Raw genomic sequence first — 26,433 nt, forward strand, 5'->3', positions numbered from 1 at the left:
TAACCCTATTCAGAAGAATATTTCGTTTTTTAACGAAGATCTCTTACAAATAGAATTAGTTGATCATTGGGATGTCTTCACCCTTCCGTTTCGAATTTAAATAACACATACATACTCTATGTAAATCATTTTCGATGTATGCATGTCTACTTTTAACTATTCTAGAAAGTTAAAGGCAATTCCTCTAAAGAACGCATTAAATAATTACCTTGCCATTTAATTTCTTCACGGTTCCCTTTTATTTGTAGTTCAGGCATTCGATTAAACAAAGTAGTAATAGCAATCTTTGCTTCTAACCTCGCAAGTGGAGCTCCTAAGCAGAAATGGCTACCATGACCAAAGGCAATATGGCGATTATTTTCCCGAGTAATATCGAATACTTCTGGGTTTTCAAATACAGTTTCATCACGGTTTGCAGAAGCTAAGGCAATGACAACCATATCTCCTTCTTCAATTTTTCGATCATGAATTTGAAAAGGTTCATCTGCCCATCTTGAAGTTGTAACCTCAACTGGAGAATAATATCGTAATCCTTCCTCAATAGCGGCATCAATTAATTTTGGATTTTCTTTCAATAACTGTAATTGATCTGGATTTTCAAGAAGTGCTAATACCGTATTTGTAATTAAATTCACTGTCGTCTCGTGTCCCGCCACAATTAGTAACATTATCATTGAATATAGTTCCCGAGCGCTAAGTTTATGTCCTTCACTCTCTGCAAGTATTAAAGCACTCACCAAATCTTCTTTTGGCTCTTTTCGTTTAATATCAACTAAATATTGAAGGTATGTAATAAACTCAGATAGTTGCTTTTCAGTTTCTCTTATTTCTTCTGGTGTTTCTGGGTAAGCAATGACAGCATGAGACCAAATTCTAAATTTCGCTTGATCTTCTTTTGGAATACCGAGCATTTCACTTATTACAATGATCGGTAAAGGGAATGAATAATCATCAACAAGATTTAATGAATTCTTTCGCTCGACTTCATTTAACAAATCATCTGCAATATCCTGTATTCTTCCTTCCAATTGCGTGATCATCTTCGGTGTAAAAGCTTTTTGTACGAGTGATCGTAAACGATTATGGTTAGGTGGATCTGAATTTAACATATGAGTAGTTAAATGATCACTATTGTCAACGGTAAGAAACACATTCAATGCATCTTGAGAAAATACATTGGCTGGATCTTTTTTTAAGCGACTGTCTTTTAAAAGCGGCAAGGCATCTTCATATCTTGTGATAAGCCATTCCGCACCTAGTTCAGTTTTATTCACAAATAAGATAGGTTGCATTTTTCTAGATTCTTTATAAATTTCATACGCATCTTCTTTAAACTGAGCTGAAGCTAAATTAATGCCATCCTCTATGCTTAACCCAACTTTGTTTTTCATTGACATTGTATTCCCTCACTCTCATTTGTTTTTGAAAACCAACCAACATATGCATTATACTCTAATAAAAACGCGAAAATTGTAAATTTTCAATGGAAATCTTACTTCGTATATTGAAAAATAAAAAAGTGAGAGAGTACAATCGTTTTACTCTCCCACTTCTCTTTATGCGAAGCACATAAAATTACTAATTTGTTGATAGCGATAACTTACTTTACGACGACGACCACCTTGCCAAGTGTAACCTGATACTCCGCTTCTTCTCACTTCAGTCGGAAAGAACCATAAATCCCTTCCAAAAGGTCCAGGACGATGTAAACGTAAATAGCCCCATCTTCCTAAACAGTTACACATCCATGATTTCATATTGCCTGGTTGTGCTGGAGAAACAAATGTAGACGGTAACGATGGCGCTTGTGACGGTGGTGGTGACGTTGGAGCATCCTCCGCATCATCTGGTCTGTAATCTTCTTGTTCAATATCTCTCACTTCATTTGTAGGTTCATACCCGTAGTTTTGTGGATTATAATACATCGCTTGATCATATGGATAATTTTGTTGGTTATACATATTAACAAATCACCTTCTTTTCATTCATTACCTTTATCATTCATATGTGATATGCCCTCTCTGGGAAGCTTATGTATAGCCCAAATTCAACTTAAAAAACTCGTATTATTAAAAATACGAGTTTTTCAAAAATAGAATATTTTTATCATCTCCTTAACTTCACACTATAAAAACGCATTTCATCTAACGAACCTTCAAATTCAAATACTTCTTGTTTAATTAATTGTTTCAAGCGATATTCTAAGAAAGTATCTCCAACCAATTGTTCAACAAGACCAAGTGCTTCACCAATTACTCTAGGAGCTTTGAGGAACTCTCGATCAGCACCCACACTTTTCGCGCATTCAATTATAAATTGATCAAAATAATCTTCTTGTACAAAATGCACTTCATTTTCTTTCCACACTCTTAAACATTCTATGCTTTCCGATAATCTATTCCACTCATGTTCAAACTTCATGCGCTTCTCTTCAGTTAAATAAGGTAACTTTATAAAACTTTTTTGGAATAGAGCTAAACTTTCAGGTGGTAATTCTCCCGTGCCACGAATATCATACTCTTGTTTTAATATTTCTCTGCTTGCTTCAGACGTATTAATTATTCGAATGTTTTTCTTATCCTTTAATTGTGCTATTACAAAACTTAGACCTACATGTTCATGTGCATTATCAGCCCTCCAAATTGTAATAGGCGTTTCAACAGGAATAGTATGTAGTTCTTCTATAGTTGCTATAAATCTTAATAAATATTCTTCTTCAAAATAACTATCATAAGCAGTTAAGTTATTTATTAACCACTCCTGTCTTGCTAGTTGCCCCTCATTCGTATGCAACCTATATATCGGTCCAATTGAAAAAAATTCCGAAAAAGCAACAACACTCTCTTCAAATAATTCTTCTTGACTTAACATATATTTTAAGCAACCAGCCGTTGAATCATCAAAAGCAATATGTACGTGCGTACTTTCTTTTACATTCCTTTTATAAGTAGGATTACTTGTTAATTGTTTCGGAATATCCATCAAATTTTTAATTGTATCTTCACTATAGTTTTCTTCTAATAAGTTTAACTGTATGAGAATACTTTGAAGTAAATCTTTAGCCTCATCTTCATACATATCCTCTACAGCATTTTTAATTTTATCTATCACACAAATCCCTCTATTCATTTCAAAAATAACGTAGATTATAGTGTATCATTTTAGTATAGTTCTTTAAAGTCAAATCCAGATTACTACAGCAATCTGGATTTTTAACAAAAGCTCTTCTTATATTTTTGAATTGCTAAATATTTTTACTTTGAAAATCCTTGTATCTAAATGTATAATTATATAAAAACAAAAATATAGGAGCTATATTTATGGATAAAGTACTTACAAATTATAAACATTACTTAAAAAATTGGAGATTTATATTTATTTGCATACTACCTGCTATCGCCTTATTCGTTACTTTCTATGTCATCTTCGAACTACTGTTTCATCAAGATTTCTACCTATCTAACTTAATTTCTGCTATCATATTATTTTTAATATTTATTAACGTTAAAGATAAATTTAAAATTAAAGGCTAAAAAACACTATTTCAAAATAGCCCTTTATTATTGCATCCTACTATAAAATAAGGCTCGTAGTAGATTTTCATAAAAAATAAGAGCACCCTGCAATTGGATGCTCTTATGTGATTAGAGGTTTTTTCTGAGTATTAAATAGGACACGAAGATCTTGTCCTACTACATAATATATGCTTGTACTTATTATTTCGTGCATATATTATGCAACATGTTCAGGTACTTAATATATGCATAGTCATTGCTATAAAATTTACTCAAATATTTACTGTACGATTATCATATTTATAAATTAAAAAACATCCCCAATGGATGTTTTTTATCTAACATTTTAAGCTTCCATAAACTTAGCCGGTACACCAATTTTTTCAACTACAGAAGATATATTAGTAGGATTAATCATTACATTTTCAATACATACTAATTTATTTTCTAATATCCCATTCTCTGTAGTAATAAGTTCTTCAAACCGATCTAAAGTCATTGAGAATTTGTGTTCACTTCCACCATTCATACTAACTTTTACATACTTCATAGTGTCACCGCCTTTCATAATAATTTACATTTCGACAAGAATGCGCTTACATCCTTTTTATTTACTCTTAGATTTCTCACGTTTACATGTATTTTGAGAAAAGAAACTACTATTATTTACTCACAAAATTATTGTTAATAAGAAAGATAAAGATAACAATGCACAAAGTGGAATATATAAACCGGTATCCATTCTAGCAAAGTGTGTATCTTTTTGTCGTTTAAAGATACCAAAATAATTGAACTCACCAATTACTCTAATAGAAAAGACGATCATACAAATCCAGGAACCGACTTGAATAATAACATTAGGAACTGCAAAATGAACAATTTTTGCTTGTTGCAACAAAATTATTGCTGCCATACTTAATAATAATGCAATGACCAATGTCATTCCGGCATGAGGTGTAAACGCCTTTTCCCCTGCTTTAGTTGGAATAACACTATTTGTCCCCCAATTACCTCCGAAAGCCCAATATACATGTAAAAAACTAACTAAGAATAATATACAAACAGATATATATGTAATAATAAGCATTTTATCCTCCCCTTATTTTATTTAACTTCTCATCTATAAAATATGCTATTCCCCTTTCATTAGCAACCTTCATTTAATTACATAAAAAACCCCGTAATGATTTATCAATATTAAGATAAGTCATTACGGGGTTATTAAACCTCATTATGCATTATACCTATTTCTTCGGCGTTCCATCCTTGTTTGACCTTGAACTGCATTTTCTTTGAATGGATCTATTTGCTCTGTCATTTCATATGTTGCAACTGGTTCTTCGTACTTATACTCATGGATCTTTTCTGGCATTTTACTTTTAGATTCTTTCCCACCAAACTTAAATAGTTTCATCTTTAATTTCGGCAATCTTGGAAGTCGAATCTTAATTGATAATCTTTTGCGTTTCTTTTTTGGTCCAAGTAGATTTATATTTTCTTTATTATCTTTCTCTTTGCGGTGAATGAACATCGCAAGTAATCCTCCTAATACAAGTCCTCCAATTAATAGTAATATATATACATAATGGCTTGTCATTAAACTCGTTATGCGTTCAAGTATGACTAACGACTGTACTTCTTTTATATCCCATAGTAAAGCGGCCCATAATGAGAATAAGCCCAAAGTAAGTCCATATGTACGAAAACGGAATAAACATGGAATTAACGCGACACATGCAGCAATTTTCGCATTTGCTATGATTGAACTTGTTGAAATATCCTGATGCCAAATAACTAACAGTAATGTTATAAATGGCGCATACGCTATCCAGCTGCATATACGTGAATACATCTTTTTAGCAAAATAACTACCGAAACTAGTAAAAAATAAAAGCCCTCCAATATATATAGATTGTTCTAGAGGGATTTGCTTTGTAAGTCCTGCAATTGGAAAGAGGCCGCTCAATAGCATTAAGAGCACATCTAATTTCTTCACAATTCCCCATTCCTTTCAAATTTTTTCAATTAATAAAAATCTTTTTTCATATGATATAGTTTTTGTATTTCTAAAAAACATATTAATCCTGTCTGCACATAAAGTAAATATGTAAACGAAAAGATACTTGACAAAGGATATCCTTATTTACATAAAAAAATGACAAATCCTGATCGATATAACGAGCAGGATTTGTTTACTAGTATTTAAAGTAGAGTAATTGAATCTTTCTTTTCTACCTTTACTACATCTACATCCAATTCATCATCAAATTCTTTAAACTCTCTTGCATCTATGTCAGTAATATAAGTCTTCATTACCTTTTCCATATGTACGGAATATGTCATGTGTACATTCTTTTTCGAAAGCATACTAGAATTACAGCACATGTAATGTATCATTTTAGCGATATAATCCCTTTCTACAGGTTTTACACCCAATGGTAAAATTTCAAGTATATATCGCTGAAAAATCCCACTACAATTAAGTGAATATTCACCAGTGCTATAATACATCCCTTTTTGATCTGCATATAAGCCAATGCTATCTAGAGCATCATCAGATTCTATTACACCGTAACTCGGTACATCAAAACCTGTATTTATTCTAATAATATTTAAATTTGGAACCTTTAACACCTCTGGAACAATATCAGGTAAAATATCTATATTAATTTCTTTATTTTGTAACTCTTTTATCCAATATTTTCTCAAATTTGCATCTACAATGAAGTAAACTTGTTCATTTTGTTCTTTTGCATATTGTACAATTTCCATTAATGTTTCGAAAACATATTGTTTAAAAAGAGCCCCCATATCATTTCTCTTTGATGGTTGTGGTAAAAATGCATTATGTTTATTTATATTTAATAATACGTAATCAATCGTTTGCCACTCTGTACTCCCATATAATTTATATAAAATTTCTTTTCCTTTTATTTTTGAAAAAATAGGTAAGAAATCGAATTTCGATATTCGTTCAATTGATAAACTAACATATGTACAAGGTAAATTTATCTTATTCCAACTACGCCTCAAAAATCCTTTTTGTTCTAATAGACTAAAAACACTATTTACAATTGTTTTACGAGATACATTTTGTCCTATAAATAAATTAATAAATGTTGAAATACGGTTTGTTCGTGCAAATCCCTCTCTAATGATTTGTTTTGGATCAATTTTTTCGCGTCCATCACAATTTTTCATTGCGATTAATGCTAATGTCGCATCACTGCGCTTACCCGCGGTAGCATAGACAGCTTTCTTAACATCATCTACAAGATTTGTTTTATATTTTTGGCAATATTGCATTTTATATGGATTTTGTAGCACCTTTTCAATATTGTATCTCACAATCTTTAATAACACTGGAAAATCTGTATTCAATACATAAGAATTTTCACCAACTTTAGTCAAAACAATTTCGCTATCAAGTAATGCTTGTTCTATTTCCAGCGCTATATTTTCAGACCAAACTTCTAATGTTAATGTCTCTAATCCTTTTGGTGCAAATAAAGGAAATAATTCATTTTTGTTATTTGTAGATACCTTTTTACATTCTGGAAGTATTGTGAAATAAGAGAATTTACGCTGAAATTCTTTAAATAAATACTCTCTTTCCTTTACTGTTATACCCGGTTCTATTTTAGTACCTTGAACTTTATAAATTCTCTCATTGTATGGAAATAACACCCTTTTATTTTCTCCTACAATATAATCTTTCGGATATTGGAGAATATGGTCTAAATCCACCTCTCCCCCTATTTGAAAATCATCTTTTAAATTTCTAAATATCTTAATCCATTTCATGCCGGTTGTAGCTTGTTGTATTTTTAGTTTTACAAACCGTATTTTTTTATTATTTGACGCAAACTCTGAGGTAGAAATCAATATCATGCCTCGTTTTCGTCTTAAAAGTAAAGGAATATCTGGATGATTATATTCTTGATATTAAGACTGTTTTTATGAGCATTTCGTATAAGTATGATGTAACTGATTAAAGCTATTTTCAAAGACAACATATCAGCGATAATTTATGTCTATTTCGTATAAGTGTTAGCAAGTTCGTTTGCAAACTTGTTAGCACTTTTTTGTTTAGATAATACACACATTCCTTCTTATATACTGAATATATTCCCATTTAGTTATTTTTGTTCTAAAGATATACCATCCTATTATATAGTTTCATTTCGTTTCACACGTCTTATTAAATATATGTTTATCTGATAACGTTTTTCTACGATATTACTACTTGTTATTAATTCGTGGCTGTTTCACGATTCAAGAAAGAACTGAATATATATTCAGTTCTTTTTTTATTTACCTTCGACAGGATACGACACACTATAGATAATCGTATTTGTTACGCTTAATTAAGATTTTTCAAAAAGAAAAATAACATACAAAAGGAGAATTATTTTATGGTATCAGTTACTCAGAGAATTTCTAAGTTCAAACAGCCAAGAGGAGGCTATATAAAGCCAAAAGACTTTATGGTTACAGACTTATTAGATACTGATATTTTACACGGAAATGAAAATATTCATAGTACCTTAATTGGACTAGCAGTAGATTATTTAACCAGATTTTTAAATGGTACATCCATTGAGGAAGCATTTAAAATTTCAATAATGGGTGCAATTAATGTTGAAGAGGTTGAGTTAGCACATAATTTACTACTCAATATAAAAGGAATAGATGATATTTCAATTGAAAACACATGCAAAATGGTAGGATTTGATGTGGCGTATCGTGCAGGAAAAGCGATGTATAAACCTGTAGAGTTTATTAATCCTGATAAAGAAACTATATCAAACATACGAGTTATGATTAATAGAAGTTTAAGTTTCTTCGAATCCTATGGGCCTATAGTAAAAGACGGATTTACTTTTGAAGGTGGATATACATCTTTAATTAATACTGGTGATGGTGATTTCTTGACAAAAAACACATTATGGGATTTTAAAGTTTCAAAATCAGCACCAACTAACAAGCATACATTACAATTACTTATGTACTATTTAATGGGTATTCACTCTGTCCATTCTGAATTCAAACAAATCGAGAACTTAGGGATATTTAATCCTCGTCTAAATAAAGTTTATTTATTACCTATAAATACAATACCTGATGAAATTATCAATGAAGTTAATACTGCTGTTATAGGATATTAATGAATGATTGAATATTAATTAAAGAGGAGCTATCCAATAGATAACTCCTCTTTAATTATCAAACTATTCTTTTGTTTTATTTTTTAATGTACTCGTACCACCAGTTTCTTTCATCCATCCAAGCTGTGATCTTATCAAGTTCACCATTAGGTAGTACTTCAGTTTGTAAGTACGCTAAACCAGTTAATGGATCGGAGACAACCTTCCCTTTTGTTCCACGCTCATTCATAGCATTTACGACTTCCTGAACCAATGAAATACCAAAACCACCAGATTTCACATATTGATAGCCGCCATTGGTAATAGCTTGTTCTGGTTGTTTTTCTTCTGTAAACCAAGATAATGATTTACTACCAATTAATTTGTTCAAATCACACTTTCCGATACCTGGTACATGTCCTGTCTCGGTGTATTGCCAGATATCACATGGATAAGCTGGTTTATTCCCACCATAACGAGGGATCCAAACAAAGTCAGATTTTACATTTGCCATACCAAGCGGAGCATACAGATGATGACCAACGTATAAACCAACTTTCTGAGCACCTAATCGGCGTAGTTCATCAATAAATGCTTGTGTGCCCGCTCTCATATCATTCATTGTTTTTACTTCAACATCCGCAACCCATACTGTAGCGCTCTTGTCTCCACGATTCCAAAAGTCACGAGCTTCTATTCGCGCATCATTTTCAGAAACAAACCGACAAAATGCATAGTTACCAAAAGGAATACGATGTTGCTTCATGGCTTGTACATATCTTTTATACAATGGATCTGTATAATTTGAACCATCTTGTACACGAGCGATGATGAAATCAATGTATTGCTTTGCTATAGGCCAGTTAATATCACCATTCCATTTTGAAATATCAATAATTTGTCCCATTACTTAACATCTCCTTTTCTATCTCCTTGTTTTTGTTTACCACCTAAAATCTCAACTGCATTTGTTAAAGCTTGCGGAAGCGGAATACCCATTCGTCCGGCATTTTCTAAAAGTGAAAGTAATTCATTACCCATGAAGAAGAAAATTGTTGCTTCACGAATAGCGCTGTTACTTCCTAGCGCTGCATCTAATTGAGCTGCAGCTCCGACCAAAAGAAAAAGCACCACCTTTTTGGCAATGCCTTTGAAACCAACTTTACTTTTTAATTCTCCGTTATACCCTGCTGCAAACATGCCAGTTAAATAATCAATAAACGCCATTGTTACTAAGATTTTCAATGTTGCATCCCATCCTCCCAAGAAATACCCACAGAAGCCACCAAATGTAGCGATAAATACTTTTATTAATACATCCATACGATCCATCTTTCCATCTCCTTATTTATAATAAAAAAGAGAGACGCTTGTCCCTCTCTCAATAAGTACTTTTATTTTAAAATATTAAATCATCCCTTTTAATATTAAACCTAAGACTGACATAGTGATTGCACTAATAATGATTCGTAAAATCCAAGTTGTATTCATGCTAATCTTTTCTAATTGCTTATTAATTGTGGTGATGTCTTTCTCATTAATTGTTGTGCGAGTTTCTAAATTACGAATATCTCGCATAATTTCTTTTTGTTCTGCTTTTAAACTGTCGATTTTTACATATACATCTTCCAATATATTCACATCCTTTTAAAATCTTAATAAAGCAATCTCTACATGATATGAGACAACCTTATTTATGGTGAATATTTTGCAGAAATTTCAAAACAAAAACCACATTCTATTCAGAATAGTATTACTTTTAGGAATCCCCTTATAATCTATTATTGTACCGTTTTATTTGTTATTGTATAAAGTAGAAAGTGGGTGTGCACATGGAAAGTATAATTTTCTCTTTAATAGTCTTCATTGTATGCTTGATGTTATTAATAATAATGAAGCGTTTTGACAGGAAGAAACAAGATAACAAATCTATTAAAAAAGAATTAAAAAATCCTTACTCAATACAAAAAAATGGTAGTCATAACGATTCAGGAACAAATACTAATGATGCTGAAGCTGACTGGATGAATGCCGTTATGACAACCGCATTTATTACAGCATCTATGAAAAGTGCTCAGGATCATTCGGAAAGTAATCATCATGATTCAAACTTAGGGAATCATGAAAACGTAAATTCACAAGATTAATTAATATTAGTGATTTAATTGACATCAAGAGTAACGTTTTTTAAATCACTTTTTATTAATCTTAATGTTTGATTCTTTTACAAAGATAACTTGCCATGAATCAAATCTGCTCGTTAATATTTTGAACCATTTATACTCCGCTTACAGTCGCCCTTTCCTTATACTCAGTACCTGTTCTAATCGTGTCATTATAGAACACCACCATAAACTTTTTCTAAAAATAAAAAGCAGGTTATCATACATTTGTCTATAAAAGCCGTATTTTATGCAAAATAAAAAACAGCTTATGGCTGTTCTGGTTTCTTATCAATTAAATTTTGAAGTAATAGTTGTTCTAAAACTTCAATTCTACTGTTTATTTGTTTATTTTCTTCTTTTAACTCTTGAATTTCAGCATCTTTCGCTTGTTTTTCTTCTTGAAATGCCTTTATTTGAATTGCTACTGAAGAATATATTTCAGATGCATTTTTTGTTTTTGTAACAAAACACTCAGGAGTATTTTCATCATCTGCAATCCACCCATAGTGAGTTTCTATATCGTTTGTCGTAAGAATTGGGTCACCTTCAACACGATTCATTCGCTTCTCATATAAGTCTTCTATATCTGTTTTCAAGTTGTATTGTTGGATTTGAAGTGCCATAATTTTTTCTATTGCGCTAAACTGCACGTCACGAATATTTGTTTTGTATTCACGTTTCGATGCTGTTTGGAAAGCTGATGCCGTAACAGCGTTATATGCACTTCCTGACCCATTTTTAACTTGAAGTGTTTTATATCCCTCAACGTTACCATTTCGTAGCATTACTGTTTGGAATCGAAGGTCTGTTTCAGCGTTGGGCGTTGCAACTATATCAAGCATATTTTTTCCTTTTAAGTTGAATACAATGGAAGACTGACTGTCCATCCATACGGATTTAGATCCACCTTTTAACGTTATTCCACCAGCAGAGTCTACCCAAAATGCGTTCGATGGATTAGATACTGTGAAGGTAGCACCGTTGGCTACTTCAACCCAATATGATCCATTTTTTGCATACTGACTTATACCTTTTCCAGAAGTGATAATTGTATGCCCACCAGAATTGACCTCTGTATTCTGATTACTTTTCATAAACAAAGCCCCACCAGTAAGAATATCTACATGGCTTACAGAATCTAAACGAATTGTATTAGTATAAGCGCTAAATTGTTTATCAGACCTTAGGGTAACTCCGTTATTACCAGTAATATAAATATAGTTATCTCCATTAAGAGATACATCCCCCTTTGTATCCACATTTAATTTAGCGCAATAATGTGGAGTTTGATCCGCATCATAACCTTTAACAATACCAAAGGTACCGGTATAGTAATTTTCTCCTTTCACTGGGAATTGAGATATTGTTAAAGTACCATCGCGGAAACGTGATGTATCCACATCATCATGCATAAGTATTGTTGGTTGTATTTGGCTATCAACAGCTCTTTTGTAATAACCAATAAACATTCGCGTTAAATTCGATTCCATCAAGCGTATGAATTGTTTTTGGATGTGTACATAGTTAGTACCGTTGTCTGTCCGTACTGTAGAACCAACTATCTCTCCACCACGTACTAAGTTACCGTTTAGCACACCCGTTGTAATGAAATCAGCGACAATCCTTCCATCCATTGTGATTGCCGTATTATAGGGTCCATTAATGCCTGTGGAGGAATAACCAAATCCATTGATATTCCATTGCCACACTTTTTTAGCGGTTCTTTCATCAGCTGTATCCATAATCAAAATTCTTTCTGGATATATACGAACATGGCCACCGAAACCGCTATTGATTAAATTCGTAGCATTTTCGCGTGCTTGTTCTAATATTGATTTTTCCATTCCTTTAACGTTGTTTTTAATACCATTGACGCTATCTCTAATATCATTGAAGTTATTCTCAACATTATCAACTCTGCCTGTTATATCAACGAATGACTCTTTAAAATTGCCTAATGTCAATTCGATATACTCTTCATTGATCGGGTCGTATTTGTAATGATTAACTTTAGCTTCAATTTCGAAACCGTCTTCTTCATGTATAACTGTTACTGTATCTCCCATATATACACGTTGTAATACCGCCAAATCTTTATACTCTTCAGTTTGAGATAGCTCTTGAAACTCTACTTTATATGTCGCTTTTGGATAATCAACATGTTGTTCATCGTACATTTTTTTTGCGGCATTGCGTAACATTTCATATGCTTGTGGTAACGGAACTGCGTCTTCGTCGTCAGCATAATCACCAATAGCTGCTTTAATGTGTTCAAATTCAACAACTCTAATTTTAGGTTTAATATATTTACTAGCGTTATAGCTTTCCACGTACTTTTCTGGTAACAGTAGTCCATCAAAACCTTTAGGCATCATTCGAGTTATAACACCTTGCCAATCAACATCGCCTTCATATCCTAATAAATCTTTTTTGTGTTGAATAACAACACCGCGATCTTTTCCACGTTCTCTTAGCATGTGGACGGTGAAATTATCCCTTTTTAATTCCCCGCCCCAACGACTAAGAAAAGAGTTGTCCTGGCTGTTATCAAGTATTGCTTCGACTGGGTTTTTTCTAACCAAACGAGAACTAGAAATTGTATTGATATCACTAATGAAATTAAAATTAGTGTTATATTGCATACGTTCTTTCATTTGTTGTAATGCTGCTTGTCCGCCCTTTTCTTGAATAAATGTATCTTCAATCAAGTTATCAACGAGATCATAGAATACGTGATAACAAAATACGTGTAATTCACCCATAGAAGGTGCAGGTCGTGCTACACGAAACAATTGATTGCCATCAGGTGTTGGCGCTTTGATTAAACATTGACCACCTATTTCTAATCCGTGCGGAGCGAATAACGGATATTTAAAACTTAAGACATATAAACCATTTAATTCTTCTTCAATAACTGCATCGTAAATATTATCGTCTAAAATACCTATACCATTGTGAGTAAAATCCGTTTCAGTTGGTTTATATAATGTAATCATAAGTAACGCCACCTCGGGTCAATTTGTAACTTTGTAACAGTTCCAGTCCATTTTATTGTGTTTGCACCTTCAGAGAATGTGGGAAAATTACCGATCATATTACTATTCATCGGCGTAGTGTTCGAATATGCTTCTTTTAACTCGGAATCAATTACTACTGAACTATTTACATTTTTAATTAAGAATGAAACATCATTTATCGTAACAGTAATTGATCCACTACCATAAATCGTTATTTTAGGTAATGAATACTTAGTGCCCGAGTTTACAAGAGTAGTTGTCTTAGTTATTTCCAAAGGTTGTAGAATAGCGTATTCGAATGGATCAGCTACAAAAGTAACTTCGAATTGTCCATATTCTTCTATTTCATTAGCGATACTACCTATTTCCACACTTTTTATTTTTCTATAAACGTTATCATCTGTAAAAGAAAGGGTTTTAGCGTTCAATAGCCACGCTTTTATACGTCGTAACAATGGTTTGATGTTATAATCTTCTAACAAGTTAAAGTCAATCTTGAAAGTAACGTCTTCATAACCATTTTTCTTTGTTAATGATCCGTTTTCTCTACCAGGAACTTCAATAAACTCTATTTTTTCTTTTGCTGTTGGTATGTCAGGGCGCTCTACCATACAAAGAAGATAGTCACGTCCTAATATTTCATTTATTCGAATATCAACCACGTCGCGCCCTCCCTATACCGATATTTAACATTTGTCCTTTCTTTGCAAACCAATCATCAGCTTTTTCAAACATTTTATTTAGATCACTTTCATTTTTAACAGTTGTATTAAAAGTCACTTCATTTTTAATTTCTTGTGGTTGTTGTTGCTGATTAGCGTTAACACCTTTACTCAATGACAATGAATTGTTAACAATGTTAGGTAAATTAGAAAGAATACCATTGCCACCTATTGTTTTAGTAATCCTTTGTACCGTATCTCCTAGTGCACCTCCAGAAGAGAATGGAGCTAATGGAATGCCTTGATTTAAATTAACAGCTAATGCCCTTGGCGCGGCGAACGATGCAGGTGCTGCGAATGATGCTGGGGCAATTCCTTGATTTCCTGTATTATCGTTAACACTTATAGAATAAGAACTGCTAAATGGATTTAATTTATTTAAAATGCCACCAGCTTTATTCCACGCTCTTGTAACCGTATCGATAATACCGTTCATTACTCTTATAATAGAATTCCAAAGATCATAAAAGAAACCAACTACACTATTAATCGGTTTGTAAACACTTTGAAGGATATCTGAAACATAACTCCAATTGCTACGCACGATGTTAGAGATATAATTGAATGTTCCAGACACGCCAGAAGACAACCTATCCCAAGCGCCAGTTACATTAGATACGACATTGTTCCAAATACCAGAAGTTATGGCATAAACTACATTCCAAGCGCCTTCAATTCTGCTTTTCACTTCATTTACTGCATTACTAATATTCGAAGTTATCGTATTCCAAACTCTCGAAATAGTAGAAGTTATTTCATTCCATTTGTTGGATGTTGTATTTTTAGTTGAAGTCCAACCGCTTGTAACAGTATCTGTTGCTTTATTTATCTTGTTCCTAATATATCCAACAATCTCATTCCAAACATCAGAAATAAACGTCGAAACCGCGTTCCACGCCTTTGATGTTATATTTAATACGTAATTCCAACCTTCCTGTATTTTAAGTTTTATAGGGCCCAAAAATTCATTTACAGTATCAGTGATCCATTGCCATGCTTCACGGATTATATTAGTAATCCAATTCCACGCTGTACTGGTTGCACTTGTGATTGCATTCCACAATTCTGTGATAGTGTTAACTAACATATCTCTATATTCTATAAAAGTAGAGGAAATAGCATTCCAAGCTTCTTCGATGTAAGGTTTAATCCATTCCCAGAATTGTGTTACCGGTTCTTTTATTAATTCCCATCCTAAAATGAAAGCAGTTAATAACAACTGTAAAGGGAATGTTATGATTTGGAATAGAATATTCCAAGCTATTTGCGCGATCTCTTTCAAACCTTCCCAGAATGCTGAGAAACCTGATTTTACAGCTTCCCATGCGTCAGAACAAATTTGTTTGAACGAATCCCATGTACTTGAAAACCATTCAATCGTTGCTGTCCACATTTCATTTGCTATGTTGCCAACTTCAGCCCAAAAGTTATTCCAATTATTTTTAAACTCTTCCCATTGTTGACTAAACCATTGCGATATCATATCCCATGCCATTTGAATCGATTGGGTTACATTATCCCAACCTTTAGAACAAGCATCGCTAATTGTTGTCCACAATTCTGACATCCATGTTGAAAATTGGCTCCATTTTTCTTTAAGCCAATCTGTAATACCTCCCCAGTTGTTAAATATAGCTATAACTGCTACGACTGCTGCTATTATTGCAGCTATTGCGGCTACAACTAATGCGACAGGAGCGCTAACAAATGCAGCTATTACGGTGACTACTATCCCTATCGCTTCAGCTATAGCTGAAATCCAACCTATTAGAGTACCGATAAAACCAATTACCGAACCGACGGCGGTTATTATCGTCCCTATGGCTGTTATCGTAGCTCCTATGACTATTAATAACGGGCCAATTGCCGCCGCTAATGCCGCAATAATTACGATTGTTTGTTTAGTTTTAGGATCAAGTTTAGAAATCCAGTCCATTAATTCTTTTAATTTTTCAACAACAGGCATTAAAGCAGGTAATATTTCAGTCCCGAATTGTACGGCTAAAGTATGAAGTGTTTGTTGTAATTCTTTGAATTTATTTTCCGGTGTGTTCTCCATTTGTTCAGATAAATGTTTAACCTCTCCGGTAGCATTCCGGGCATCATCAGACATTTTTTTAAGCTTTTCGCCGCCACTATGAACAAGTATTTGCCACGATGCTAAATGTTCTTTACCGAATATTGTAGCGATTGTAGCGTTTTGTTGTTCTTGTGTCATTCCTTGTAAACCGTGTTCAAGTTCGTCCATGACTTGAGGTAATTGTTTCATTTGTCCGTTTGCATCAAATGCACTGAATCCCATTTTCGCCATAGCTTTAGACATAGCCTTTGTTGGCTTAGTTAAGTTAACGAAACCAGATTTCAAAGCCCTTGCCGCTACAGACGCTTCAATACCATTAGATTGTAATAAACCTACAGCAGAAGCGGTTGTTGATAAATCTTGTCCAGCTGAATTTGCAGTTGGCCCAATAATTGACATTGCTTCTGTTAGAGAATGAACGCTAGCTTTTGTATGGTTAGCTGTATAAGCGAATATGTCAGCCATCTTATTGATACCAGCTATATTCTGCTCAGCGTTATTTGTTTTTTGTCCTGTAGCTTCATAAGCAGATCCTAATCCGTCCACAGTTTTTGATAAATCTTCATTCGCGCCACGGGCAGTATGGAGAGAAACAGTCATGATTCGCATCGCTTCTTCTGCTGTGTAACCGTCTTTAACTAACACAAGTAAACCTTCATTTATTTTTTCGGTACTAACACCAAACTTTTGAGAGTTAGCAAGGGAACTATCCCACATTCTGCTCATAACGTCGTTAACTTGTTGAGAAGTTAACCCTGTTGCGTTTACCTCTTTTCGAATATCAGCCATTTCATGTTGGAATTTCGATGCTTCTTTTGCAGCGTAACCCATGGCGCCAGCTATAGGAGCTGTCACTTTCATTGACATGTCTTTTCCTACACTAGAAACACTTTGACCGACTTCTTTTACTTTGTTACCGAATTCTTGAACGTGTGATTTAGCTGTTTTAAAGCTGTCTCCAACTCTTCTTTCTAGAGCTTGCGTTTCTCTGCCTAGTTCAATTTCAGCTTGTCTTGCCCTATTTAATTCGGTTTCTAACCTTTTAACTTCTTCAGATCCAGCGCCGAATGCAGTTTTAGCATTATTTAATTGTCGCGCTAAATTTCGAGACTGTTCACCAGCGTTTTGTTGCGCTTGCTTTAAATAGTCATATTGTAATTTCGCCTTGGAAGTTTCCGAAGCGTTCTTTCCTAGTGAAGCTGCTTGGAGATCGTACGCCGATTTTAATTTATCAGCTTCAGTTTTTAAACTGGAATGGGCTGTTTTCAAACCTTCTAACGCTTGCTTTGACTTACCTATTTCACTATTTCGTAATGCTTCAGCTTGTTTAGCTTCTTTTAATGATTCGGTAGTAGTTTTTATTTTGTTAGAAATTTCAGTTTCAGCAATTTGTGCACGTCGTAACGCTTCTTCAGCCTTCTTTGTTTCTGTTGCATTTTCTCCCCACACTTGTTTTGTTCTTTGAAGTTGTTCCGCTGTCTCTCTTGTTTTGTTTTTAGCGATATCATATTGCTTCTCAAGTGTGGATAACGAAGTCTTATATTTATCAACATCAGTTCCGGTTAACTTCATTTGTGTTTGAGCTAACTTTAACTCTTGTGTTAAGGCTCTATTCGCCTGATTCATTTCGTTTATCTTAGATTTATAATCAGCGGTGTCAGCCTTAAATTTAATTATGGTTTCTTTTGAAGGAGTAGCCATTTATTTTCCACTCTCCTTTTCTTGGATATAGGCTTTCCACCCTTCGTAAGCACTTTTGTTTTCTGCTATTCTTTGAACATCCCTTAAGGGTAAATTCCAAAAGTCACTTTCCGATATTTCAAAAATAAATACGTATAGACTGTATAAGTCCACAACGAATTCAATTTCGAATTTAGGAAGTTTTAAGCCTTTTTTCCGGCTTTTTGTTGAAAACCTTTTGCCATGTTGTTTTTAGCTTCTTTTTTCATAACTGCACCGAAATAATCGAACGCCTCTGACATATCAACTTCATATACTTCCATGAATGCTTCAAATTCCATATATCCAGTAGGATTTGCTTGACGATAAGCCGCATAAACAATACGGAACGTATCTAATAAATCAATGTTCTGAATTCCGCCAGCGTTTAATAAAGTACTTAAAAATCCTTTATCGATAATGCCTTCTTTTTCTAATTTGAATAATGTTAAAGCTGTTAAGTTAGGATTCGCCTTCACTACTTCACCATTTGATAACGTAATTTCTTTTGTCATGTAATTTCTCTCCCTATAATCAAAATTAAAAGGCACTCATAAAGAGCACCTTTGATAGAATTTATTTTGTTTGTGCTGTTTTTCGTAATTTAGCCGAATCAAATTTTGTCATCCATTCTTTTGCAACTGTTTCCGGTAGTTCGATACCTTCATAATAGAAACGACCGAATTCGTCAGATAACGCTGTTACTTCTAATTCTACTTCGGCTAGTTCTTCAGCACCGTTTTCTACACTCTTAACAAAACCTGTTGCACTTGTACAATTAGGGAATGCGATTAAACGTGTGTTTTCTTCGAATATGTCAAGCTCTTCCGCAACGAACGCAAAATCTTTTCCTAAGCTGTCGATACCATATGAGTAAACGCCATCGATCAACCCTTCGTTTGTAATACCAAAAATGTTACGAATAACCTTTAATTGCATGTGACCGCTAATTTTTACATTCATTTGTGTTGGTTTTGATTTTTTCTTTTGAGTAAAGCCGCCGCATTTCTTTTCAACTGATTTAATTTCTGTTTCTGCATCTAATTTACCTACACAACCGAATGGGTCAGTTACATGTTCACCTTTAAAAAGTACACTAGCATTTTTAATCTCGACCGCATCAAATACATCAACTGTAACTGGCATATTATTGCCCTCCTAAAGTTTTATTTATTTCTTCTATTAAAGATTTATTTAATTCCTCAATAGAGTAATCGACCTTTTTATCCACACCACGCTCCATGAACTTTTTGGCCGCCTTTTTCTTACTTGTACCTAATCCCAAATCAGGGAAAACTAAATATCTATATTTTGATTTTGGTTTTAATGTTAATGTTAAATTCTCTTTGTTATCGTCATTAATAGATTGATATAGTTTAGCGTGGGCTTTCTTTCTATTCGATATAGGCATTAAGCCAAGAACTGACTTTTTCATTACTGGTGCAATTCTAGACTTTAAATCTTCATTTATTATCTTTTCCGCAACGTTTGGTAATCGCTCAATGTTTCTTTGCAAAGATTCAAATTTAGAAGCATCAACACTAAAATTAGCAGGCATATTTTACATTCCTTGTAAGCTCGAATGTTAATACATCAACAAAAAACTCTGTATCTTTCTTCCTCATTTTTTCTTTGAGCGATTTATTACATGTGTGGCCAGTTTTACTTAGTGAACTCATAAACTCAACTTGCAATACATCTAAGTCCTCACGATTTTCCGAAAAATAATAAACTGTTACATCTTGTGTAAATGCGCTTGCCCCCGCTCTAACAAACCCACCTGTTTCAAATACAACATGGTTGATTGTGGATAGATTCGCTTCATCCTCCTGAACTGAGTCTTGGTATACTTCTACAGTGTGGAAGAAAGACTCTAAATGCTGGACTAGTTTACTATTAAACTTTTCAATTAAATCATTCAGTGTCATCTAGACCACCTACCTTTTGCAAGTATAAATACATGCTATTTTTAAAACGATCCGCTTTAATGATGCTATAAGAATGTCCTCGTAATTCAATTATTAGGCTGTCCACATCCTTATTCTTGAACATAGGAGCGTATAACGTTTCAATTTTCATATCTAACTTTTTATCAATACTTTCAGCGAATTGAATATCAACTTCACGGCACGAAAGTTCCGAAAATCTAAGTCTGATAATCTCGACATTTTCACGTCCGATTACTTTTTTAGCGCTATTCCGGATCGTTTTACTTTCCTTAACGCTAATAAATCCATCATTAAATGTTTTTCTATGTTGTTCAATTGCCATTATTCTTCTTCCTTTCATTGATTGCGACATGTAATATCAATCGTGAAAGTGGTTGTCTGAAGTTACTTTCGAAACTGTCTAACGCATTGTTATATTCATAACGAATACGGTTAATAACTAGCTCTCTTGCGGATAAATTGACGGCTAGATCAAGTTCAGCGCCTACTAAATCATTGATAAAATAAACGGAACGATCTATAAGCTTTATGATGTCCTTGTCTTCTTCATCCCAAGTGATTGCTAGTGCATGTTTTACATCTTCTAACAAATCAAAAGGCGACTGTAACGTCGCCTTTGATTGATTGTCACTCATAAAGGATCACTCCCTATTTAGTAGGTGCTGGAGTAGTCACCGCTGTACCTGGGTCTTTCATTTCAGAAATATCATAAACTAAGAATGATTCATTTTCTTCAGCACGACCATTAGCGTACATTTTAGCGATGTATAAATCTTCGTCTTCGATAGCGCGTGTTTGATCGTAAACGTCTAAACGTTGTGCTCCACCTAATCCAAGGAAGTAATCTTTTGCCATACCAGCGATTAATTTACCTTTAGGAACAGCATTTGATTTAACGATTTTACCTGGAATCGGAAGAACGTTATAAGTGTAAGTTCCATCCATGTTAGGTCGTGTAGTATAACCATAAATTTTAGACCAGTAGTCTACAGGGTTAACGATTAGTAACACATTAGATGGATTACGTTTACCATCTTTAGTAAGTAGAGCCATGATATTACCTAAAGTGTAAGGATTAAGGTCTTTTAACTTACCAGTATCGGCTTTATCAGCATGTACGCCCCCTGTAACAGTTAATAAATCTTTCATCATGCCTACAGGTTGATCTTTACCAGTACCACGAACGATAGCTAATTCTAAAGCGATTTTTAAAGATTCAACTAATACAGTTCGAACGTAGCGATCTAACCAAGTCGGGCCAAGGTCTAACATTGCTTTACATACAGGCATAAATGCTGATAATTTGTATTCCTCAATTTTAATCGTTTCGAAACCTTCATCTAAAAGTTCTTTGTGAGCCGCGCACAATTTACCCCAGAAGGCAGTTTGGATATCACCTTTTTTCAGAATCCATTCAGTTAAAGCACCGACGTTAACAAATGTAATTTCAGATAATAATTCATGATTTTGAACTAAGTCTTCAAATACTCGTTCGATAACAGTTGCTGGTACTAATGCTTCAGTACCAGCAAAAGAGTTACCTGCAATTACTTCATTGTAGTATTTCGTTTCTTGACTAGTTAAAGCACGTCCACCACGAGCAGCTAAGATAGCTTGATCGCTAGATTGTACTGATGCTTGTGCTAAAATTTTTTCTTGAATACCTTGAGCGAATGCAACTAACGCATCATTCACCTCTTCATCTGAACCAGATGCTAAAACCTTACTTAAATTCTGTTGATTTTCAAATTTCGTTTCTAAGTCTTTAATCATTGTAAATTACCTCCTACAGTTTAATAGATTTTAATAGTGAAACCATAAAGTTAGCTGATTTTTCAGCGTTTTGAGTACGTTTGTCACCTTCGTTTTCGATAGATGCGATGATGGGTTGTTCTTCAACTTCATTTGTAATTACAGATTCACTGTCCACACTTGATTGTATTGAATCAGTGATTACGTCACAGAAACCGAATGACTTAGCTTTTTCAGCGGTCATATAAGTTTCGTTGTCTAGAAGTGTTTCTAGTTGGAAAAACTCACCGTTAAAACGGCTGTTATAAGATTGAATTAACGCTTCGTCAACGTCACGTAGCATTTTAGCTTGCTTCTCTAATGAGTCAGCATTACCGAATGCATATGTCGATGCACGATGTACCATCATAGTGGTATTAGAAGGCATTTCGATTTTATTAGCACCCATCGCAATTAATGAAGCGGCTGAAGCGGCTATACCATCAATAACGGCAGTTACATTAGAAGGGTGATTTTTTAAGTAGTTGCAAATTGCAATCCCTTCAAACGCATCGCCACCATTTGAATTGATGTGAATTTCAATGTCATTTGTAACACCATCTAACATTTCTCTTACACCTTGAGAAGAAATGTCACCGAAAGGAGCTTTACCAACATTCCCATACATATAAATGACTGATTTACTATTGTCCTGTTGATTGTTGTCCATCATTAGGAACTTCGGTTGAATCTTTTCCATTTCCAATATCTTCACCCCCTTTCATAGTTCCGCTTATCCTTGCTCTCTCATAGTTCTTAGTAACATAACGTTCATTAGCCCAATCTTCTTTTATTTGTTCTTTTCCTAAACGTTCTAATACATCGTTTATGCTCATGCCACCGACTGCAAATAGCTTGTCAACGGAATTAGCAAACTTAGTAAGGTCGAACAATTTGAAGTTGTCCATGTTGAATCTAATGTATGTTTTACTTAAATATTGCTCTCTAGAGAACATCTTCTTGTTATATTCGTTAGTAATCATTTCCCCTATTGGTCTTACTGCGAATATGATAAAGTTATCTAAATCGCCAGTAGGATTACCGGTAGTTGAAATGCCACCTTCACTTATTCCACTTAGTAATGACGGAGGAATGTGGAAGGCAGTTGCCACGAAATCTAACATATCTTTTGCAAGATTTTTGATGTCCCTCGTATCTAAATTACGTGGGTCCTTGCTTTGATCTTCCATTTGTACGTTGTCAGGTAAAAACATGATTGCTGCTAACTTTTCAGGATTCATATAATCTTTTGCTTTCTCTTCAAAAAGTTCTTGCGAAGCTTTTCCGTTTTCATCAGTTAACGAATTCATGAAACGGCCTCTGAACAAATAACGTATTCTTCCATTACCTTTGTAATCTGACATCGCTTTAGCTAGTAATAGTCCATATGAACTATATAAACTATTAATCACGTTGTTTATTGACTCTACAGAAAGGCTCAAGTATAGAACGTCTTGTTCTCTAAATTCCTTCGTTAAAAGCTGATTGTTAATCGAAACACTTTTATAAACATACTCCTTAAAACCATTCGTAGTTTCACGATGAAACGATTCAGCTATCCACAGTTCCTCACCTATAGGTAAAATTAACGCTTCCTTTTCGTAAATTAACTGATGGACAACCTTATACCAAAACTCATGGGCATTTTCATTCTTATTTGGTGCCACATTTAATTGGTAGTAGTTCAAACTTCTTTTTAACTTGCCACTTCTATATGTTTCAAAATCACAAGCTACTAAACTACGAGCAATTAAATCGATAGCAGCGTTAACATACAATTTCTTGTAAGCAATTTCAGCTTTAAGTGTCATCACACTACAATCAACATCCGGGACTGTTCCATTATCACTTTTTCCTAAAAAGGTTTTAAAAACATTACGAATTCCCATTTTTTCACCCCCTTTCTCAGAATGACCATACTTGCATATCGTTTAAATCGACTGCATAGTCTTCAAGATCACCGTCGAAATTGAGCGCATGTGTGAACGCAAAAAACCCGTCAGTTTTTCTTTTGACAGGGTCGATTTTTTTATATTCTTTTGAGCCATTTCCTAGTTCGTCCACATAAACATTCCCGCAATACCAACGCATAACAGGATCGTCGTGGAAAACAATATTATGATTTATGAATAGATGTTGGATTAATGGGTCTAACATAGCATGAATGTACTGCCCGCGCCTTACTATCTCAACTCTTTCGTTAAAACCAGCTTCTTCTAATAAAGGTTTCAAGATTACAGAACGGAATTTATCAATCGCGATACGCTTAATATCGTATGTTTTCGATTTTTCTAAAAACCAATTGATAACACGTTTGGGCTCGATTTCTTTATCATAGACGATGGTGAAGAGTCCTTTTTCAACACCTATATCTATAATATCTTGATTAATATCCTGCATTTTCAATGCCTGATGCCATATAAAGGTATGGTGAATCCAATAACGCTTCCCTTGCCGTTTGAATAGCAAACCGACGCTGCAGAAATCGCGTAATTCTGCGTAATCTACACCACCAATACATTCATATTTGTGTAAATCATCAGGTAAAGGTTGATCTGTTGCAAGAAGATCCTCATAAGTAGCGATTTTATGTTGAAATAGCTGCTTCGGAATGTTCATCCGTTTTGTCATGAATTCAACATGCATAGGAATGTTGGTTTGACAATCGGCCCATTCTTCTTTCATCGTTTCGAATAATTCCATATTATCTCGAATAGAAGGATTGGCTTTTTCCCAGTTTGCAATATCTTCGACTTCTTCTTCGGAGTCTAATTTGCAGATGAAGGGGAATAACTTACTCCTTTCAACTTCGCCACTTAGAATCATTCGAGCCTTCTCTTTCATATCATCCAAAACGCCACCACGGACATATCCATCCGTTGTTAAATAGAAAGTTCGTCCATCTTTAACTTTACCCAAGGCTGAACGGAATACTTTAATCGACTTATAATCTTCATATTCATGAATTTCATCGAACCAAACTGATCCAGGACGTCGTCCATCTTTCGTTCTAGCATTAGAAGTATTGAATTTCATGTGAGATTTGTTTGTTTTATGTTTAATTAGTACCTTTGTAGCACTAAATGATTTCTTTAAAACCTTATTTGCAGGATTTTCTATTACTTCCTTCACGTCATCGAATGTAGTTTTTGCTTGTTCTTCAGATGTCGCGATCCATTCAATGTGATATCTATCTATACCAAACTGTTTAGATAGCATATAGAAGTTTAAATATCCGGCATATCCGTTTTTACCACCGCCACGTCCCATCAGTATTAATATTTGATTCCAAACAAGACGGTTGGTGTCCTTATAACGAACGCCGAACACACAAGCGTTAACAAAACGTTGCCATGCGAATAATTCGAATGGAAAATATTTAGCTGGGATATTAACACTATCCTCAATAGCTTGAACATCAACATAAACATTTGGATCATCTAAAGTTTTTCGAACTAAGGTCATTAATTGTTTTTGTTCATTACAAGAACGGATAGATCCGCTTTCCACAGCATGCATGTACTCACTAATGAAAGGATGATATTTATAAGGAAGATTAGACTTCTGCATCATCGTCATCATCCTCACTTACCGCCTTAAGTCCTAACTCGTTAAGAATCTTTAACATTTGCGTGTTAGTTTTATTCAACTCGTTAATGCTATCGTTTTTTTTCATAAATCCATTAGCGCCTAGTACAGATACACCGCGATCTTTTACATCAGCTATCAATCTGTTTTTTATATCCCAAAATGACATATAATCTTCTACTAAATCCATAAAATGAGCGTGTATGATACCGTTCGTGCCGAGTTGTTCATATAAATCATCTCTTATTTTATTTCTAAGCGTTTTTTCTCTGTTTTTTTGAAGTTTTGCAACCTTTTCCGAAACATTTTTTAGACCTTTTTCATTTATCATGTCTTCCCAATAACGGCTGCGCCATGATTTAACAGTGCTAACAGATACGCCATATTTATCCGCGATATCCTTGTATTTAACACCTTCTAAGAAATCTTTGAACGCTAATTTATATTTACTTTGTTTTCCGCTCACAATATCACCACCACGCTTTTTCATTGGATTTTTTCGAAGATTAATTTTAAAAATGACACTTGTAAAGACGAGAATAATTATGTATAGTTTTACTTAGAAGGAAACAGTGGCGACGGTCCACTGATTACAAATACATATCGAAAATTTTAATCATCCCAGAGAAGGGATGGTATTTTTTTTGCCTTTTTTTTATTCCCACGCGCGTAACGCGAAAATAAAAAGAGAAATCCCCCCTCGCGTTGTTCGGTCCCCCAGCAAAATTGTTTCTATATTT

27 protein-coding genes are annotated in these 26,433 nt (G+C 34.1%); 3 read left to right on the forward strand and 24 right to left on the reverse strand.

Annotated features, from left to right (window positions below; genetic code table 11):
- Positions 1-161: 161 nt before the first annotated feature.
- The 3 genes from cypA to MRP26_RS16320 form a co-directional block, all read right to left on the reverse strand.
- The gene (gene cypA / locus MRP26_RS16310; protein ID WP_069355657.1) at positions 162-1,397 is read right to left on the reverse strand and encodes a cytochrome P450; all 1,236 of its coding nucleotides are present in this window, start codon (positions 1,395-1,397) and stop codon (positions 162-164) included.
- Positions 1,398-1,556: 159 nt separating this feature from the next.
- Positions 1,557-1,961 carry a hypothetical protein gene (locus tag MRP26_RS16315; RefSeq protein WP_242806331.1) on the reverse strand — a complete coding sequence of 135 codons (405 nt, stop codon included), beginning with the start codon at positions 1,959-1,961 and terminating at the stop codon, positions 1,557-1,559.
- Between the two features lie 145 nt (positions 1,962-2,106).
- Positions 2,107-3,111 (reverse strand): DUF1835 domain-containing protein, encoded by a 1,005-nt coding sequence (locus MRP26_RS16320; RefSeq protein WP_069355656.1) that lies wholly within the window; start codon positions 3,109-3,111, stop codon positions 2,107-2,109.
- A 209-nt stretch (positions 3,112-3,320) separates the two neighbouring features.
- Here MRP26_RS16320 and MRP26_RS16325 point away from each other — a divergent pair, with 209 nt between their 5' ends.
- On the forward strand, positions 3,321-3,533 hold the full coding sequence (locus tag MRP26_RS16325) for a hypothetical protein (RefSeq protein WP_000362069.1): 213 nt from the start codon (positions 3,321-3,323) through the stop codon (positions 3,531-3,533).
- Positions 3,534-3,861: 328 nt separating this feature from the next.
- On the opposite strand, the gene MRP26_RS16330 is transcribed toward MRP26_RS16325, so the two are convergent.
- The 4 genes from MRP26_RS16330 to MRP26_RS16345 all read right to left on the reverse strand — a co-directional run bounded on the left by MRP26_RS16330 (position 3,862) and on the right by MRP26_RS16345 (position 7,400).
- Positions 3,862-4,065, reverse strand: coding sequence for a hypothetical protein (locus MRP26_RS16330; protein WP_000878369.1), 204 nt, complete (start codon positions 4,063-4,065; stop codon positions 3,862-3,864).
- Positions 4,066-4,185: 120 nt separating this feature from the next.
- Entirely contained in the window at positions 4,186-4,602 is a 417-nt protein-coding gene (locus MRP26_RS16335) for a DUF3995 domain-containing protein (RefSeq protein WP_053564347.1), read from the reverse strand.
- 144 nt (positions 4,603-4,746) lie between these two features.
- Positions 4,747-5,511, reverse strand: coding sequence for a DUF3959 family protein (locus MRP26_RS16340; protein WP_053564348.1), 765 nt, complete (start codon positions 5,509-5,511; stop codon positions 4,747-4,749).
- Between the two features lie 206 nt (positions 5,512-5,717).
- Positions 5,718-7,400 (reverse strand): RNaseH domain-containing protein, encoded by a 1,683-nt coding sequence (locus MRP26_RS16345; protein WP_053564349.1) that lies wholly within the window; start codon positions 7,398-7,400, stop codon positions 5,718-5,720.
- Between the two features lie 530 nt (positions 7,401-7,930).
- On the opposite strand from MRP26_RS16345, the gene MRP26_RS16350 reads away from it, so the two are divergent.
- Complete coding sequence (locus tag MRP26_RS16350) at positions 7,931-8,683, forward strand: hypothetical protein (protein WP_242806332.1); 753 nt, start codon at positions 7,931-7,933, stop codon at positions 8,681-8,683.
- A gap of 76 nt (positions 8,684-8,759) precedes the next feature.
- On the opposite strand, the gene MRP26_RS16355 is transcribed toward MRP26_RS16350, so the two are convergent.
- The 3 genes from MRP26_RS16355 to MRP26_RS16365 all read right to left on the reverse strand — a co-directional run bounded on the left by MRP26_RS16355 (position 8,760) and on the right by MRP26_RS16365 (position 10,294).
- On the reverse strand, positions 8,760-9,569 hold the full coding sequence (locus MRP26_RS16355; RefSeq protein WP_242806333.1) for a GH25 family lysozyme: 810 nt from the start codon (positions 9,567-9,569) through the stop codon (positions 8,760-8,762).
- The gene (locus MRP26_RS16360; protein ID WP_242806334.1) at positions 9,569-9,994 is read right to left on the reverse strand and encodes a phage holin family protein; all 426 of its coding nucleotides are present in this window, start codon (positions 9,992-9,994) and stop codon (positions 9,569-9,571) included. The genes MRP26_RS16355 and MRP26_RS16360 overlap by 1 nt, the downstream gene beginning before the upstream one ends.
- Before the next feature lie 75 nt (positions 9,995-10,069).
- Complete coding sequence (locus tag MRP26_RS16365; RefSeq protein ID WP_050843043.1) at positions 10,070-10,294, reverse strand: hypothetical protein; 225 nt, start codon at positions 10,292-10,294, stop codon at positions 10,070-10,072.
- A 200-nt stretch (positions 10,295-10,494) separates the two neighbouring features.
- Between MRP26_RS16365 and MRP26_RS16370 the strand changes: the two genes are divergently transcribed.
- Positions 10,495-10,809, forward strand: coding sequence for a hypothetical protein (locus tag MRP26_RS16370; RefSeq protein ID WP_242806335.1), 315 nt, complete (start codon positions 10,495-10,497; stop codon positions 10,807-10,809).
- A 284-nt stretch (positions 10,810-11,093) separates the two neighbouring features.
- Here the strand turns inward: MRP26_RS16370 and MRP26_RS16375 are convergent, their stop codons facing one another.
- The 14 genes from MRP26_RS16375 to MRP26_RS16440 all read right to left on the reverse strand — a co-directional run bounded on the left by MRP26_RS16375 (position 11,094) and on the right by MRP26_RS16440 (position 26,159).
- Entirely contained in the window at positions 11,094-13,823 is a 2,730-nt protein-coding gene (locus MRP26_RS16375; protein WP_242806336.1) for a phage tail spike protein, read from the reverse strand.
- Positions 13,820-14,506: a hypothetical protein gene (locus MRP26_RS16380; protein WP_000227695.1), complete on the reverse strand. Its 687-nt coding sequence runs from the start codon at positions 14,504-14,506 to the stop codon at positions 13,820-13,822. Before MRP26_RS16380 ends, MRP26_RS16375 begins: the two co-directional genes overlap by 4 nt.
- Positions 14,499-18,347 (reverse strand): phage tail tape measure protein, encoded by a 3,849-nt coding sequence (locus MRP26_RS16385; RefSeq protein WP_242806338.1) that lies wholly within the window; start codon positions 18,345-18,347, stop codon positions 14,499-14,501. Before MRP26_RS16385 ends, MRP26_RS16380 begins: the two co-directional genes overlap by 8 nt.
- A 182-nt stretch (positions 18,348-18,529) precedes the next feature.
- Positions 18,530-18,880: a hypothetical protein gene (locus MRP26_RS16390; RefSeq protein WP_000159510.1), complete on the reverse strand. Its 351-nt coding sequence runs from the start codon at positions 18,878-18,880 to the stop codon at positions 18,530-18,532.
- A 61-nt stretch (positions 18,881-18,941) separates the two neighbouring features.
- Entirely contained in the window at positions 18,942-19,511 is a 570-nt protein-coding gene (locus MRP26_RS16395) for a hypothetical protein (protein ID WP_001145608.1), read from the reverse strand.
- Between the two features lies 1 nt (position 19,512).
- Positions 19,513-19,923 carry a hypothetical protein gene (locus MRP26_RS16400; protein ID WP_001111193.1) on the reverse strand — a complete coding sequence of 137 codons (411 nt, stop codon included), beginning with the start codon at positions 19,921-19,923 and terminating at the stop codon, positions 19,513-19,515.
- Positions 19,913-20,293, reverse strand: coding sequence for a hypothetical protein (locus tag MRP26_RS16405; protein ID WP_016512759.1), 381 nt, complete (start codon positions 20,291-20,293; stop codon positions 19,913-19,915). The genes MRP26_RS16400 and MRP26_RS16405 overlap by 11 nt, the downstream gene beginning before the upstream one ends.
- The gene (locus tag MRP26_RS16410) at positions 20,280-20,636 is read right to left on the reverse strand and encodes a hypothetical protein (protein WP_000963758.1); all 357 of its coding nucleotides are present in this window, start codon (positions 20,634-20,636) and stop codon (positions 20,280-20,282) included. Before MRP26_RS16410 ends, MRP26_RS16405 begins: the two co-directional genes overlap by 14 nt.
- Entirely contained in the window at positions 20,626-20,949 is a 324-nt protein-coding gene (locus MRP26_RS16415; protein ID WP_242806340.1) for a hypothetical protein, read from the reverse strand. Before MRP26_RS16415 ends, MRP26_RS16410 begins: the two co-directional genes overlap by 11 nt.
- A gap of 13 nt (positions 20,950-20,962) precedes the next feature.
- A complete protein-coding gene (locus tag MRP26_RS16420; RefSeq protein WP_242806342.1) occupies positions 20,963-22,087 on the reverse strand; it encodes a phage major capsid protein in 1,125 nt (374 codons plus the stop codon).
- A gap of 13 nt (positions 22,088-22,100) precedes the next feature.
- A complete protein-coding gene (locus MRP26_RS16425; protein WP_003272656.1) occupies positions 22,101-22,733 on the reverse strand; it encodes a head maturation protease, ClpP-related in 633 nt (210 codons plus the stop codon).
- A gap of 16 nt (positions 22,734-22,749) precedes the next feature.
- A complete protein-coding gene (locus MRP26_RS16430) occupies positions 22,750-23,994 on the reverse strand; it encodes a phage portal protein (protein ID WP_242806344.1) in 1,245 nt (414 codons plus the stop codon).
- Positions 23,995-24,010: 16 nt separating this feature from the next.
- Complete coding sequence (locus MRP26_RS16435) at positions 24,011-25,687, reverse strand: terminase TerL endonuclease subunit (protein WP_000988815.1); 1,677 nt, start codon at positions 25,685-25,687, stop codon at positions 24,011-24,013.
- Complete coding sequence (locus tag MRP26_RS16440; protein ID WP_000015467.1) at positions 25,662-26,159, reverse strand: P27 family phage terminase small subunit; 498 nt, start codon at positions 26,157-26,159, stop codon at positions 25,662-25,664. Before MRP26_RS16440 ends, MRP26_RS16435 begins: the two co-directional genes overlap by 26 nt.
- Between the last annotated feature and the right edge of the window lie 274 nt (positions 26,160-26,433).

The organism is Bacillus sp. CCB-MMP212 (assembly GCF_022748145.1).
Classification (GTDB): domain Bacteria; phylum Bacillota; class Bacilli; order Bacillales; family Bacillaceae_G; genus Bacillus_A; species Bacillus_A cereus.

What these genes read in the sequence shown, in the direction of transcription:
- MRP26_RS16400 (WP_001111193.1), bottom strand. Translation starts at nt 19,923, where the DNA reads ATGCCTGCTAATTTTAGTGTTGATGCTTCTAAATTTGAATCTTTGCAA.
- MRP26_RS16355 (WP_242806333.1), bottom strand. Translation starts at nt 9,569, where the DNA reads ATGGGACAAATTATTGATATTTCAAAATGGAATGGTGATATTAACTGG.
- MRP26_RS16385 (WP_242806338.1), bottom strand. Translation starts at nt 18,347, where the DNA reads ATGGCTACTCCTTCAAAAGAAACCATAATTAAATTTAAGGCTGACACC.
- MRP26_RS16315 (WP_242806331.1), bottom strand. Translation starts at nt 1,961, where the DNA reads ATGTATAACCAACAAAATTATCCATATGATCAAGCGATGTATTATAAT.
- MRP26_RS16360 (WP_242806334.1), bottom strand. Translation starts at nt 9,994, where the DNA reads ATGGATCGTATGGATGTATTAATAAAAGTATTTATCGCTACATTTGGT.
- MRP26_RS16325 (WP_000362069.1), top strand. Translation starts at nt 3,321, where the DNA reads ATGGATAAAGTACTTACAAATTATAAACATTACTTAAAAAATTGGAGA.
- MRP26_RS16370 (WP_242806335.1), top strand. Translation starts at nt 10,495, where the DNA reads ATGGAAAGTATAATTTTCTCTTTAATAGTCTTCATTGTATGCTTGATG.
- MRP26_RS16350 (WP_242806332.1), top strand. Translation starts at nt 7,931, where the DNA reads ATGGTATCAGTTACTCAGAGAATTTCTAAGTTCAAACAGCCAAGAGGA.
- cypA (WP_069355657.1), bottom strand. Translation starts at nt 1,397, where the DNA reads ATGTCAATGAAAAACAAAGTTGGGTTAAGCATAGAGGATGGCATTAAT.
- MRP26_RS16405 (WP_016512759.1), bottom strand. Translation starts at nt 20,293, where the DNA reads ATGACACTGAATGATTTAATTGAAAAGTTTAATAGTAAACTAGTCCAG.
- MRP26_RS16390 (WP_000159510.1), bottom strand. Translation starts at nt 18,880, where the DNA reads ATGACAAAAGAAATTACGTTATCAAATGGTGAAGTAGTGAAGGCGAAT.
- MRP26_RS16430 (WP_242806344.1), bottom strand. Translation starts at nt 23,994, where the DNA reads ATGGGAATTCGTAATGTTTTTAAAACCTTTTTAGGAAAAAGTGATAAT.
- MRP26_RS16415 (WP_242806340.1), bottom strand. Translation starts at nt 20,949, where the DNA reads ATGAGTGACAATCAATCAAAGGCGACGTTACAGTCGCCTTTTGATTTG.
- MRP26_RS16420 (WP_242806342.1), bottom strand. Translation starts at nt 22,087, where the DNA reads ATGATTAAAGACTTAGAAACGAAATTTGAAAATCAACAGAATTTAAGT.
- MRP26_RS16425 (WP_003272656.1), bottom strand. Translation starts at nt 22,733, where the DNA reads ATGTATGGGAATGTTGGTAAAGCTCCTTTCGGTGACATTTCTTCTCAA.
- MRP26_RS16435 (WP_000988815.1), bottom strand. Translation starts at nt 25,687, where the DNA reads ATGATGACGATGATGCAGAAGTCTAATCTTCCTTATAAATATCATCCT.
- MRP26_RS16375 (WP_242806336.1), bottom strand. Translation starts at nt 13,823, where the DNA reads ATGATTACATTATATAAACCAACTGAAACGGATTTTACTCACAATGGT.
- MRP26_RS16330 (WP_000878369.1), bottom strand. Translation starts at nt 4,065, where the DNA reads ATGAAGTATGTAAAAGTTAGTATGAATGGTGGAAGTGAACACAAATTC.
- MRP26_RS16410 (WP_000963758.1), bottom strand. Translation starts at nt 20,636, where the DNA reads ATGGCAATTGAACAACATAGAAAAACATTTAATGATGGATTTATTAGC.
- MRP26_RS16395 (WP_001145608.1), bottom strand. Translation starts at nt 19,511, where the DNA reads ATGCCAGTTACAGTTGATGTATTTGATGCGGTCGAGATTAAAAATGCT.
- MRP26_RS16335 (WP_053564347.1), bottom strand. Translation starts at nt 4,602, where the DNA reads ATGCTTATTATTACATATATATCTGTTTGTATATTATTCTTAGTTAGT.